The sequence below is a fragment of the Flavobacterium sp. MMLR14_040 genome (assembly GCF_033657265.1).
Taxonomy (GTDB): domain Bacteria; phylum Bacteroidota; class Bacteroidia; order Flavobacteriales; family Flavobacteriaceae; genus Flavobacterium.
This window is the reverse complement of record NZ_JAWVWO010000012.1, coordinates 78,912-92,652: the sequence shown is the minus strand read 5'-3', so window position 1 is coordinate 92,652 and position 13,741 is coordinate 78,912. Positions and strand designations below refer to the sequence as shown.

Here is a 13,741-nt window from a genome sequence, read left to right as displayed (position 1 = left end):
GCGCTTATATAGCTTTGATATGAATATTAAAGTATTCGTATTTGGTTTTTAAGTCAGAAGTGCAAAATTTAAATGCACTTATATAACTTATATGGTTTAAATATTTACAAAATGACACATCAGGAAATATCGCATCACAGACTTGTATCTCAAAAGCTTTCAGAACCAAATTTAAGTTCTCCGCAGGAAATTGTACATCACTTGGGTGCTATTCAGGCTCAGGATTATGGAATGGCAAAATGGGCAATTGGTTCGCGTTGTAATGCTACTGAAAAAGAGATTGGAGAAGCTATTAACTCTGCAAAAATCATTCGTACTCATATTTTACGGCCAACCTGGCATTTTGTTGCCGCCGAAGATATTCATTGGATGCTGGATGCTTCCGGACCACAAGTGAAAAAGATTGTACTTTCATCGGCCAAGAAATACGATTATGATATTCAAAAGCTGAATAAGATTAATTCATCAATCGAAAAAATATTATCGGGAAACAATCATTTAACCCGGGAAGAAATTATGCAGGAACTCAACATTAAAAAAAGTTCCTCACAAGATTTTTTATATGCAGCCATTATGATGAATGCAGAATTGGATGGTTTGGTTTGTAACGGAAAAATGAAAGGTAAACAAATCACTTATGCTTTACTCGAGGAGCGTGTTGCAAAACCCAAAACCAAATTAACCCAGGAAGAAGGTTTGGCGAAATTAGCCATGCGATATTTTGAAAGTCACGGTCCGGCAACACTGCTTGATTTCTCCTGGTGGTCTGGTTTTCCGCCCACTGTTTGCAAGAATATAATTAATGCAATAGAGTTGCAATTGGATTCCGCTATTATTGACAACCAAACTTATTGGTTTGTAAATCAAAACAATGCAGTATTAAACTTGAAGAAAAGCATACATTTTCTTCCTGCTTTTGATGAGATTTTGATTTCATATAAAACCAGAGAAGCTTCTATTTTATTAGATCATCAATCAAAAGTTTTTACGAATAATGGTATCTTCAAACCTATAATTTTGGAAAACAGCAAAGTCATTGGAACCTGGAAAAGAACCATTAAAAAAGATCACGCCAAAATAGAAACAGAATTTTTTAATGAAACCGAAAAACATAAAAAAGCAATTCTGTTTGAGGGGATTAAAACGTTTGAAAATTACCTGGAAACCAAAATTGTAATTCAATAATTTTATTAGAATGTTTTATGTCGCTCCGAAGGAGCTATTAGGATCAGAGAAATGTCTATTTCTATAAATATAGCACTTCTAACGAAGTTGATAAGCACCAACGGGGCAAAACGAAGTTGATAAGCCCCGGCGGGGCAAAATATTTATAGCTAAAATTATTTTGAACGTTAAAAAGCCCCTTCGGGGCGATATATTATTAATTACAAATAACGATTATTAAAACCAGCAATTTAAAAATACAACATTAAACATTACCGAAAACGTACACTTTCTACCTGCCTTTGATGAGATTCTGATTTCATATAAAATCAGAGAAGCTTCTATTTTATTAGGTCATCAATCAAAAGTTTTTACTAATAATGGTATCTTCAAACCTATAATTTTGGAAAATAGCAAGGTGATCGGAACCTGGAAAAGAACCATTAAAAAAGATCACGCCAAAATAGAGACAGATTTTTTTAATGAAACCGAAAAACATAAAAAAGCAATTCTGTTTGAGGGGATTAAAACGTTTGAAAATTACCTGGAAACCAAAATTGTAATTCAATAATTTTATTAGAATGTTTTATGCCACTCCGAAGGAGCTATTAGGATCTGAGAAATGTCTATTTCTATAAATATAGCACTTCTAACGAAGTTGAAAGCTCCAACGAAAACGAAGTTGATAAGCCCCGGCGGGGCAAAATATTTATAGCTAAAATTATTTTGAACGTTAAAAAGCCTCTTCGGGGCGATATATTATTAATTAGAAACAACGATTAATTAAAACCGGCAATTTAAAAAATCTCATTTCTAATAATTTCTTCTCGTTTACTAATTAAAATCTTTGTGCATATTATCTCGAAATAATTACATTTACAAAAAAAACAGCGTTATGGTATTAAGTAGATTTTGGTTAACCATTTTTATTTCGTCGATTATCTTCATTATAATAAGTTTGTTTACAGCCAACACTTATACTATTGATTCTGTTTTGAATGGAAAAAAAGACGACCCGATTCTTGTTTCAGAAAAATATGCTGAAGAGCTTCCTGCCTTCATCAAAGACAGCATTAAAAAAGCACCAGATCAAACGATGATTATCAATCGTGATACGATTAATGCCGATACAACGTATGTTTATAAAAACAAAACAGTAAAAATTTACAGCGGAATTCAAAAATCCGATGGTTTATTGCCAACCTGTAAAAGTACTTTGCTTGATTTGATTTTACCGCTTATTGCCTATTTGGCCTTTTTCTGCGGATTAATGGAACTTCTAATTATTTCGGGAGCTTCTGGAAAATTAGCCAAAGGACTAAGTCCGGTTTTTGTAAAAGTGTTTCCAAGTATCCCAAAAAATCATCCTTCTATCTCCTACATGACTTTAAACTTTGCTGCTAATTTCTTAGGATTGGATTCGGCTGCAACCCCGTTTGGTCTAAAAGCGATGGAGAGTTTACAAGAAATAAATCCCGATAAAGACAAAGCGAGTGATGCACAAATTATGTTTATGTGTCTGCATGCTTCTGGTTTAACGTTAATTGCGACTTCAATTATTGGTTATCGTGCGGCGGCGGGTGCAAGTAATCCGGCAGATGTTATGCTTCCGTGTATTATTACTTCTTTTATTGGCTCAATTGCGGCTTTTTTAATTGTTGGAATCAAACAAAAAATTAATTTCAAAAGCGCTTCTCTTGTAATTAGTTTAATGGTGTTAATTGCTGCCATTATTGGATTATTGATGTACGTAAACCATTTAGATTTGATAGGAAAAAACTTTTTCACAACAAATCTCTCGGCATTAATTTTACTTGTTATTATTGGTTTCACGTTGATTTTTTCTTTCATTCATGAAAAGAAATTTAAAGAAGCAGAAACAACCGTTTTTGATGCATTCGTAGTTGGCGCAAATAATGGTGTTAAAACCGGAGTTACTATTTTTCCATATGTTTTGGGAATGTTGGTTGCCATTTCGTTATTCAGAAATAGCGGTTTATTTGAAATTATCAGTGATTGGATTGCCTTCATTTTTTCGAATATGGGTGTAAACAAACAAATCACCGATGCTTTGCCGGTTGCTATGCTTAGACCTTTTAGCTCTGCAGGATCAAGAGGATTTTTAATCGATTCAATGAACACTTTTGGAGCAGATTCTTTAACCGGAAGATTGAGTAGTATTTTTCAATGCAGCGCAGAAAGCACTTTTTATGTAATTGCGGTTTATTTTGGTTCTGTTAACATAAAAAATACGCGTTATGCTTTGGGCACGATGCTTTTGGTCGATGTGATTTGTGTAATTACGGCTATTTTTGTGGCTAGCTGGTTTTTTTAATGCTTAAAAACAACGGGTAAATCGTTTAAAATAATCATCCAAACAAATATCAATCAAAAATACCATGAAACCCCAATACCTTTTTCTTTTATCACTAATAATAAGCTGCCAGAAACCAAAACCAGTTTCGCAAATCCAAACAAAAAACAGCATTTCAGAAAATAAAACAGAAGTTGCAATTGCTTCTGCAGAAAAATTCATAAAAACGGATACAATCCAGATTTCTAACGGAGAAGAAAATGCCTCAGGAAATTATATTCTCACTAATCTTTTAGATCAAAAAGCGGATAAAGACAGTATTGTTACCGTAAAATACCGATTGGATTTTTATGAAAACAAAGAGAAAAAAGCATCTTCAAAAGTAACCATCGAAGGTTGGCAAAAAGGATCCGAATGGGGAGCTTCTTATGGTTTAGCTACTGCTACAAACAAAGGCACTTCATTTATTCAAATTTCTTTTGGATATCCTGCCTGCGGATACAATCAAAATAATTATCTGTATCATTTAAAAAACAAAGATTTACAATTGGTTTATCAATGGGATTCTATGACCGACAGCGGTTGGGGAAGCTGGGTGGAATTTGCAACTCCAAACGAAAAAGATTCAGAAACATTTTACTGCAAAAGAGTTGCCTTTGAACCGGAAGATGGTGATGACGATATGGGAAAAGTTTCTTATTCTGACTCGATTGTTTTTCGCTTAAGCGGAAATAAATGGAAAAGCCAATTACTTTCGGCAAAAGACAAATCCTATTTTGAGAAAAAAATGCCTTTTAATGAATTTCACAACATCAAATAAACTCACAAAACGGGTCTTATTCAAATTCTTTCTTAGGTAAATAATTTTTAACTTTGTCAAAAACAAAGAAATGATTGATTTTATATACCAAGACCCTTATCCTATTTTAAAGGATGATACGCAATACCGCAAAATCACTTCAGATTTTGTGAAAGTTGAAAAATTTGGAGAACGTGAAGTTCTTACTGTTGATCCGAAAGGATTAGAGTTATTGGCTGAAGAAGCCTTAACTGATGTTTCGTTTATGTTGAGAACGACACATTTACAAAAATTAAGAAACATTCTTGACGATCCTGAAGCAACAGATAACGATCGTTTTGTGGCTTACAATTTACTTCAAAATGCTTCTGTAGCTGCCGAAGGACAATTGCCAAGCTGCCAGGATACGGGAACTGCAATTGTAATGGCCAAAAAAGGCGAAAGCATTTTTACAGGCGTTGATGATGCAGAATGGTTGAGTCGAGGAATTTTCAATACATACCAAAAACGTAATCTAAGATATTCTCAAATTGTTCCGATTTCGATGTTTGAAGAAAAAAATTCAGGATCGAATCTTCCGGCGCAAATTGATATTTATGCTAAAAAAGGAAATTCATACGAGTTCTTATTTATGGCAAAAGGCGGTGGATCTGCCAATAAAACATACTTATATCAGCAAACAAAATCTTTATTGAATGATAAATCAATGGATGCTTTCATTCGAACAAAGATTAAAGATTTAGGAACTTCTGCTTGTCCGCCTTATCATTTGGCTTTAGTAATTGGCGGAACTTCTGCGGAAGCAAATCTAAGTGCTGTTAAAAAAGCATCTGCTGGATATTACGATCACTTGCCAACGACAGGAAACATGGCCGGTCAGGCTTTCCGCGATTTAGAATGGGAAAACCGCGTACAGCAAATTTGCCAGGAGAGTGCTATTGGCGCTCAGTTTGGAGGAAAGTATTTTACGCATGATGTTCGCGTCATTCGTTTGCCGCGTCACGCAGCTTCTTGCCCGGTTGGATTGGGCGTTTCTTGTTCGGCAGATAGAAATATCAAAGGTAAAATCACGAAAGACGGAATTTATGTGGAGCAGTTAGAAGTAAATCCAAAACAATTTTTGCCGGAAACAGCTCCGCATTTAGAAGCTCCCGTAGAAATTGACCTGGATATGCCAATGGCTGATATTTTGGCTAAATTGAGCCAATATCCTATCAAAACACGTTTAAAACTAAACGGAACCGTAATTGTTGCCCGTGATATTGCGCATGCAAAAATTATGGAACTTTTAGAAGCCGGAAAACCAATGCCGGAATATTTTAAAAATCATCCTGTTTATTACGCCGGACCCGCAAAAACACCGGAAGGAATGGCTTCTGGAAGTTTCGGGCCAACAACTGCCGGCCGTATGGATGTTTATGTAGATGAGTTTCAAAAACATGGCGGAAGTATGATTATGCTCGCAAAAGGAAACCGTACCAAACAAGTTACAGATGCCTGCAATAAATATGGCGGATTCTATTTAGGTTCTATCGGAGGTCCTGCAGCAATTTTAGCACAAGATAATATCCTGAAAGTTGAAGTGGTTGATTTTGAAGAATTAGGAATGGAAGCGGTTCGTAAAATTACCGTTAAAGATTTCCCTGCTTTTATCATTACAGATGATAAAGGAAATGACTTTTTTGAAAACCTTTAGACGTTTGCCACAAAGTCACTAAGACACAAAGTTTTATATATGCAAAAACCGCCTATTTTGGACTGCACCCAAAAGTTTGGACGAATTTATAATTAAATTTGATAATAATGAGCTCGATATTGTATCGGGCTCATTCCTTTTAGATTAAGTTTTATTCGATCATTATTGTAATAGTCTATATATTCGATAATTTCCTGTTTTAATTGATTTGTCGAACTATATTTTTTAAGGTAAAATAATTCAGTTTTTAATATTCCGAAAAAGTTTTCAATAATTGCATTGTCTAGGCAATTTCCTTTTCTTGACATACTTTGTTTGACTCCTTTTTGCTTTAGTAAATTTTGATATTGTTTCATCTGATACTGCCATCCCTGATCTGAATGCAAGATTAAATCAACCTGGCCTGGGATTTTCTCAAAAGATTTATTAAGCATTGATATGATTTGATTAAAATTAGGCCTTTCAGATAAATCATAGCTTATAATTTCGCCATTAAACAAATCAATTATTGGAGAGAGATACAGCTTGTTTCCTGATACATTAAATTCTGTAACATCTGTAGCCCATTTTTGATTAGGCATTGCTGCTTTAAAATTACGCTTTAATATATTTGGAGCTATTTTTCCATGTTCTCCTTTGTATGACTTGTATTTTTTTACTCTAATTAAACTTTTTAAGCCTAAAAGTTTCATTAGCCTCAGGACAGTTTTGTGATTAATTAAAACTCCTTTATTTTTCATTTCCAAAGTAATTCGTCTGTAACCAAATCTGCCTTTATGGTGATGATAAATTTGCCCAATCAGCTCTTTAATGTCTCTATATTTATCTTCTTTTTGATTTTTTTTCTCGTAGTAATAAAAACTACTTCTTGCCATTTTCATATGATCTAACATAATACCAAGATCATAATTATGCCTTAATTCCATTATGGCTTGTGCTTTTTGTTTTGTCTGGCTTCTTCGGCTTGAACTAAGGCATTGAACTTTTTTAAAAGAGCATTTTCACATCGCAATGATTCTATCTCTAGTAAAAGTTCTTCTTCTCTGGTAAGAGGTTTGTTGGATTTCTTTTTGGCTCTTTTAAAGTTCATAGATAAAAGTCTGCCTTTTAGTTTATCTTCTAAGCCTAAGATGCCTCGGGCTTTATATTTCTTTTGCCATTGAAAGATAACAGATTCACTAGGAACATTAAATTCAATACAGGCTTCTCTCAAAGATAAAGACTTCTTTTCAATTGACTCTAATACATTTTGCTTAAAGTCAATAGCATAAATTTGATTACTTTTTGGCAAAAGACCTTCGCTACCATATTTTTGGTAAAAAACAATCCATTTTCTAAGATTTGACTCATCGAAATTATTCTCTTTGGCAACTGAATAAACTGAACGATTATTGTCTAATACTTCATATACACAACGAAGTTTAAATTCAGCATTGTACTTTACTTTTCTTTCCATAAAAATGCCCCCAAATTGTGTCTAACATTTTGGGGGCAGTTCAATTTGGGCGGTTTTTTTGTATCTTTCAAATCTATAATTTTCTTTCTGTCTTAGTGCTTTTGTGGCAAAACTTTACGCAACGAAATATTAAGCACTTTTATCTTCACTTTCAAAAGCAATGAAATGCGATAGTTCTCCTTTTAGGTTAAAAACAGGAACACCGTTGATTTTGCATTTGTAAATATGACCATTTTTTCTATAATTTTCAATTGTTTTTTCAAATGGCAACTGAAGTTTTATAGCTTCTCTAATTTCTTTTAAAACAACATTACACGTTTTCGGGCCCTGAAACATTTTTGGTGTTTTGCCCAAAATCTCTTCTTCTGTATAACCGGTCATTCTTTTAATTCCGGTTGAGGCAAAAACAATCTTCAGATTTTTATCTGTAACTACAATTATTTCCTCTTTAATTCTCTCCTTAATTTTCAGGTTCTTTTCATTCCAATGAAATTCACTTGCAATCTTACCGACTTTCTTTAAATCAGTAAAAATAGCTTTCAGTTCATTTATATATTCATAATGAAAATCCCACGCTAAGATAGGAACTGAATGACGGCTTGAAATTTCATCAGAATTATCTCTTTTCATCTCAAATGATTTATTCGTAAAGCAACTTTTCTATAAAGGTAAAATGAAAATCTTGATTCTAGTTATGGAAAACCTCATTTCCTTCAATTTATAATTATTAAAAAGAAAATTTAAGCTGAACAACAACTGCCTTTTTCTCCTCAGTATTCAAATTACTTAATGAAATTCCGAGTAATCGAACGGAATCTTTCATTCGTTCCTGATACAATAATTCTTCTACCGTTTCGAGAATCAAACTTTTATCTGAAATAAAATAAGGCAAAGTTTTGCTTCGGGTTTGCTGGGTAAAATCGCTGTATTTTATTTTAAGTGTTACCGTTTTACCGGAAATATTATACCTTTTCAATCTTTTTTCTAATGATGTGGCGATTCTTTCGAGTTGTTCCAACATAAAAATCTCCGAAGATAAATTGACATCAAAAGTATGTTCTGCTGCGACAGATTTGGTAATTCGTGAAGGTTTGACTTCACTATTATGAATTCCGCGCACCACATTATAATAAAAGCCACCAGATTTGCCAAAGTGTTTCTCCAGAAATTCTACCGATTTTGTTTTTAGATCAGCTCCGGTAAAAATTCCCAGCTGATACATTTTTTCGGTGGTTACTTTTCCAACACCGTAAAACTTACGGATTGGCAAATCTTCCAAAAAAGGGATAATCTCATCGGGATTTACTGTTTTTTGCCCGTTTGGTTTATTAATATCGCTGGCAATTTTAGCCACAAATTTATTCACCGAAATTCCCGCCGAAGCCGTAAGTCCAACTTCGCTGAGGATTCTTGACCTGATTTCCTGTGCCAACAAACTCGCGCTTGGATTTCCCTTTTTATTTTGGGTTACATCAAGATAAGCTTCGTCGAGCGAAAGTGGCTCAACCAAATCTGTATATTCATGAAAAATTTTATGAATTTTACCCGATATTTCTTTGTATCTATCAAAACGCGGACGCACAAAAATGATTTCGGGACAATATTTTTTGGCCAGAACTCCACTAATAGCACTTCTAACTCCAAATTTTCTGGCTTCGTAACTTGCCGCTGCCACTACTCCTCTATTTTCTGAACCTCCAACAGCAATGGCTTTTCCACGTAAAGCAGGATTGTCCATCTGCTCCACCGAAGCATAAAAAGCATCCATATCAATATGGATAATTTTTCGATATGTAGGCATCTCAGACATGCTACAAATTTAAAAAGGAAAAGCAATAAAAAAGTGCTCAAAACAGTTATAAATAATATCAATTTTTAAAGAATATAAATTCGATGAGTTCAAACCAATTATTCTTTATATTTTTGTTGTTCCAGATGAAAAATTAAACAATGCGAACATTTGTTATAGGCGACATACACGGCGGATTACTCGCTCTTGAACAAGTGCTGATAAAAGCTCAGGTTACCACACAAGATACTCTTATATTTTTAGGTGATTATGTAGATGGCTGGAGTCAGTCTGCAGAAGTAATCGAATATTTGATTGAATTGAAAAGCAAGCAAAACTGCATTTGCATTAGAGGAAATCATGATCAATTGGCCTTAGACTGGCTGGAAAATCGAAATGAAGAATTTGATGAAGAAATGTGGTACAAACATGGCGGAAAAGCTACTGTTGAAGGATATTCTAAACTTTCTGAAGAAAAAAAGAAAACACATATTGCTTTTTTTGAAGCATTGCAGGATTATTATCTTGATGATCAAAACCGATTGTTTGTTCATGCGGGCTTTACCAACTTAAATGGTGTAGTATGGGAATACTTTCCTAAATTATTTTATTGGGACAGAACACTTTGGGAATCAGCCCTTTCATTAGACCCCAATTTAAAACCCGACGATTTATTTTATCCAAAACGTTTTACGATATACAAAGAGATTTATATTGGTCATACACCTGTAACCAGAATTGGTCAAACGGTTCCAATAAACAAAGCCTGTGTTTGGAATGTTGATACCGGTGCCGCTTTTAAAGGCCCTTTGACCATTATGAACGTGGATACCAAGGAGTTCTGGCAAAGTGACCCATTAAATGAATTGTATTTTAATGAAAAAGGTAGGAATTGAAGTGTAAAAAACTAAATTTGCAATCCAAATAATTAATATTTAAGTTTATGAAAAAATTTATTACACTTTTGTTTTTAGCGTCATTCGGATTCACTAATGCCCAACAGGCTTTCTCTGGAAAAGGTGACATGAAAGTTAACGTTGGTGCTAATTTACAAGATGGTGGATCAGGAATTCAGGGATCTATTGATTTCGGTTTAGGAGAAAATTTCTCTTTCGGATTTGTTACAACTTATTTACTAGGAGTTGATAATTTCTCAGGAGTTTATCACAATAACCCAACTCCATATTATGACTACAAACCAGAATTTCAAGATCGTTTTGATGCAAAAGCAAGAATTAATGCAAATTTAAGCAGCGTAATTGGTGTTGAACAACTTGACGTTTACCCAGGTTTAAGTTTAGGATTACACAATTTTGGCGGACACGTTGGTGGTCGTTACTTTTTTACTGACGGATTTGGTGTTTTCACAGAAATCGGATTCCCAATTGCAAAATACGGTAATGATAATGACGTTTTCGATCATTTAAACAATCAGGCAACTTTTAGTTTAGGAGCTTCTTTTAATTTGTAAGATTTTCCAAAGCAATTATATTAGAAAGCGTTCGTTATGAACGCTTTTTTATTTTTCAACGTTTTTGTTTCACGACATTTATAGATTAGTTTAATTTCTCAGGAATCTGCATAAAAAAAGCCCCGCAATAGCGAGGCTTCCTTTTTTATAATTACAATTTTTTTATTTTTTGGCAAATTTCTTCACGATTTTTTTACTGCCGTTATTTAACTCAATTAAGTAAATTCCGGTAGCCAATTTGCTTACATCAATTGGATTTCCATAAAGTTCTCCTGAACTTAGCTGTTGTCCCAAGGTGTTTGTAATTTTATAAGTGTATCCATTACTTTCTGAAATTGAAATATTTAATTCACTTTCAACAGGATTTGGATATAAAGCAAAACGTGCAGTTTCCACAGTTTCTGCTATTCCGGCAATACTTTCTTCAACAACTGCTCCAGAAGCTGTAATGTTTATAGAGTAGTCTTCAACTTGTCCGTAAGAGAAAGCTTCACAAGATGTTGGAATTGCATTGTATTTCATAGAAACTCTCAATCTTGTTGTTCCAAGGGTTGCTGTTGCAGGAATTGTAATTGATCCTGTAACCGGAGTTGTTTTTGAAGCTGCTTTTGTCCAAACCGTTTCACCAGAATCTGAGAAATCCCCATCCTGATTGTAATCTATAAATACTGCATACCCTTCATTGTAAGTCGTAGACGTCCAAACTGGTGTAATTGTAATCGTATACGCTGTTCCTCTTGCTGTATTTGTAGAAATTGCAGTATAGTTTTCGTAGCCTGTTGTTCCTGTTGAGGTATTATTGATTGTACCAAAAACAACTTTACTAATTCTTTCATCTGCAGTACTATTTCCCTGAGATGCGCAATATGTTATACCAGCAGCGGTAGTAGTAACATTTACTGTACTACTTGAAGCTGAAACATTTCCGGCAGCATCTTTCGCTTTTACACTAAAAGTATAAGCCGTTGAAGCTGTTAATCCTGTTACTGTGTACGATGTTGTTGCAGATGATCCTTTAAGAGTTGTTCCCTGATAAATATCGTAGCCTGTTACTGCAACATTGTCTGTAGAAGCTGTCCAGGTTAAATTGGTTGTTGTGCCTGTTGTTCCTGAAGCTGCCAAAGAAGTTGGAGCCGAAGGAGCTACAGTATCTGTTGAGCCAGAATATGCCGCACCAACACCTACAGCATAAAATGCGTTTGTTGTTGCAATAACTTCCGCAGAACCTGCACCATATAATTCAATAGCAGATTGTATTCCAAAAGTTCTTGCATTAGCATAAGTTGAATTGGCTCCTAAATATTCGCTCTCTAAACGAAAAGCAATTTTCTCCGCTTTATCCAGCGTAATTCCTGTTACGTTATAAGCGTTTCCAAGATCATTAGTTCCTGTTTTACCAACAGATAAAATATAAAACCAGTGATTTAGAACACCCGAATTTGTATGCACCCCACATTGGTCATTATTGTTTGTTGGAGTACAATTTACGTTTATCCAATACGTTCCACCGTAAGTATCCGGTTGTCCCTCAGCATTTGGATCGCTCATAGAACGCAAAGCAACGTGCCCGCTTCTTCTTTCGATATCTTCACCAACCAACCAGATTGATTTTGTAGGTGCTGAATGGTATTCAATACAAGCTGCCCAAATATCAGAGAACGCTTCATTCATTGCTCCGGATTCTTTTTGGTAGGCTAGGTTTGCTGTGTAAGTACATACCGCGTGACCAATTTCGTGTCCGGCAACATCCAGAGAAGTTAAAATATCAAATCCTCCAGTTCCTGTTCCGTCACCGTAAGTCATTACGCTTCCATTCCAAAAGGCATTATTGTTGCTTGAATATCCTGCAGCAACTAAATTGTAGTGTACATAACTTTTGATTTTTGCACCAGCATCATCAAAACTATTTCTACTGTGTACTGTAGACCAGTAATCGTATGTTTTTTCTGCACCCCAATGCGCATCGAGTGCACCATTGTCTTTATTGGTGTTATTATATTCTGCTGCTGTCCAGTTATTATCGGCATCAGAAAAGTTTGTTGTTGGATACGTAGCTGTTCTTGCAGAATTATAAGTTTGAACACCTAAGCCACGAGATGTATCTGATAAAATATAAGATGATCCGCTTAAAGTAGTTTGAATTGTTTGCGTTCCGCTATAACGAGTCGCGGCATTGGCAGCAACAATTGCCATTTTTGAAGCCGATAGATTTTTATCTGCACTTGCTGAAGAAGATTTCTTTGCATGTACATTATCGTTTAAATGTTTTATAGTTGCATTATAAAACAATGCTTTTCCTGTTTCAGCATCAATATAAAGATCTCCACGGCTTAAAGGTTTTGTAGCATAAATGTCAAACTTGTAAGCTAAACGAACTTTATCAGTTGTACGTTTTTCACCTTGTTCTTCCATTGCAGGTAACAAAACAAGCTCGCCTTTAGGTTTTTCATAATCCATTGCTATAGCATCTTGTGGTTTTTCCCAAAGATATTCTGTTGCATGTGTGTAGCTAAGCGCTCTGTTGAAAGCTTCCTGAGAAGAAAGTTTTGGTGTAGTTTTAACATTTTCGATATCGTAGAATTCACCATTCATCGATACTAATTTTCCATCTTTTGAATGCAGGGTATAGTTAGCAAATTCAACTTTGATTCCCTGTTCATACAATTGAAATTTTTCATGAATGTAACCTTGTTTGTCGGATTGGGTTTTGATTTTTGCAAAAGATTGAGAGTCTTTTAAACCAAGTTGCTCCTTAAAGACTTTTTGAGCATCTGATCCTTTGTAAGTTGATTTGTCACTAAAGGTAATTAAACTTGGTTGTCCGTTTTCAGAAACATTTTTCTGACTTATTTGCTTATCTGTCTGAGCAAATGAAGAGATTGTAAAAGTAAAAACAACGGCGGTCGCCATGATTCCTGGTAATTTTTTTCTCATAATTTAAGGGGTTTTTAAAGTTTGGTTAAATGATTACAAATAAAACATTTATCGTAAGTAAATACTTTAATTTACGATAAAAGTATTTTAATTTTGTTAGATAGTCGATGAAATTTGC

12 protein-coding genes are annotated in these 13,741 nt (G+C 34.5%); 7 read left to right on the top strand and 5 right to left on the bottom strand.

Translation table 11 applies throughout. The annotated features are described in order from the left end of the window. Positions 1-111 precede the first annotated feature (111 nt). The 5 genes from SD960_RS16125 (at position 112) to SD960_RS16105 (ending at position 5,973) form a co-directional block, all read left to right on the top strand. Complete coding sequence (locus SD960_RS16125; RefSeq protein ID WP_318804724.1) at positions 112-1,185, top strand: winged helix DNA-binding domain-containing protein; 1,074 nt, start codon at positions 112-114, stop codon at positions 1,183-1,185. Positions 1,186-1,435: 250 nt separating this feature from the next. Next, positions 1,436-1,735 (top strand): DNA glycosylase AlkZ-like family protein, encoded by a 300-nt coding sequence (locus SD960_RS16120; protein ID WP_318804835.1) that lies wholly within the window; start codon positions 1,436-1,438, stop codon positions 1,733-1,735. A gap of 324 nt (positions 1,736-2,059) precedes the next feature. After that, positions 2,060-3,499, top strand: coding sequence for a nucleoside recognition domain-containing protein (locus SD960_RS16115; protein WP_318804723.1), 1,440 nt, complete (start codon positions 2,060-2,062; stop codon positions 3,497-3,499). A gap of 64 nt (positions 3,500-3,563) precedes the next feature. Further along, positions 3,564-4,298 carry a hypothetical protein gene (locus tag SD960_RS16110; RefSeq protein ID WP_318804722.1) on the top strand — a complete coding sequence of 245 codons (735 nt, stop codon included), beginning with the start codon at positions 3,564-3,566 and terminating at the stop codon, positions 4,296-4,298. A 70-nt stretch (positions 4,299-4,368) separates the two neighbouring features. Then, entirely contained in the window at positions 4,369-5,973 is a 1,605-nt protein-coding gene (locus tag SD960_RS16105) for a fumarate hydratase (RefSeq protein WP_042563567.1), read from the top strand. Positions 5,974-6,065: 92 nt separating this feature from the next. Here SD960_RS16105 and SD960_RS16100 read toward each other — a convergent pair whose 3' ends face one another. The 4 genes from SD960_RS16100 to dinB all read right to left on the bottom strand — a co-directional run bounded on the left by SD960_RS16100 (position 6,066) and on the right by dinB (position 9,239). Next, the gene (locus SD960_RS16100; protein ID WP_318804833.1) at positions 6,066-6,902 is read right to left on the bottom strand and encodes an IS3 family transposase; all 837 of its coding nucleotides are present in this window, start codon (positions 6,900-6,902) and stop codon (positions 6,066-6,068) included. Further along, entirely contained in the window at positions 6,899-7,429 is a 531-nt protein-coding gene (locus SD960_RS16095; RefSeq protein WP_318804720.1) for a transposase, read from the bottom strand. Before SD960_RS16095 ends, SD960_RS16100 begins: the two co-directional genes overlap by 4 nt. A gap of 129 nt (positions 7,430-7,558) precedes the next feature. After that, the gene (locus tag SD960_RS16090) at positions 7,559-8,059 is read right to left on the bottom strand and encodes a PAS domain-containing protein (protein ID WP_318804717.1); all 501 of its coding nucleotides are present in this window, start codon (positions 8,057-8,059) and stop codon (positions 7,559-7,561) included. Positions 8,060-8,156: 97 nt separating this feature from the next. Then, positions 8,157-9,239: a DNA polymerase IV gene (gene dinB / locus SD960_RS16085; RefSeq protein ID WP_318804716.1), complete on the bottom strand. Its 1,083-nt coding sequence runs from the start codon at positions 9,237-9,239 to the stop codon at positions 8,157-8,159. Positions 9,240-9,379: 140 nt separating this feature from the next. On the opposite strand from dinB, the gene SD960_RS16080 reads away from it, so the two are divergent. Continuing rightward, positions 9,380-10,114, top strand: coding sequence for a metallophosphoesterase family protein (locus SD960_RS16080; RefSeq protein ID WP_318804714.1), 735 nt, complete (start codon positions 9,380-9,382; stop codon positions 10,112-10,114). Positions 10,115-10,161: 47 nt separating this feature from the next. Beyond that, a complete protein-coding gene (locus SD960_RS16075) occupies positions 10,162-10,689 on the top strand; it encodes a DUF6646 family protein (protein WP_042563571.1) in 528 nt (175 codons plus the stop codon). Between the two features lie 162 nt (positions 10,690-10,851). Here the strand turns inward: SD960_RS16075 and SD960_RS16070 are convergent, their stop codons facing one another. Next, a complete protein-coding gene (locus SD960_RS16070) occupies positions 10,852-13,623 on the bottom strand; it encodes a M4 family metallopeptidase (RefSeq protein ID WP_318804711.1) in 2,772 nt (923 codons plus the stop codon). Between the last annotated feature and the right edge of the window lie 118 nt (positions 13,624-13,741).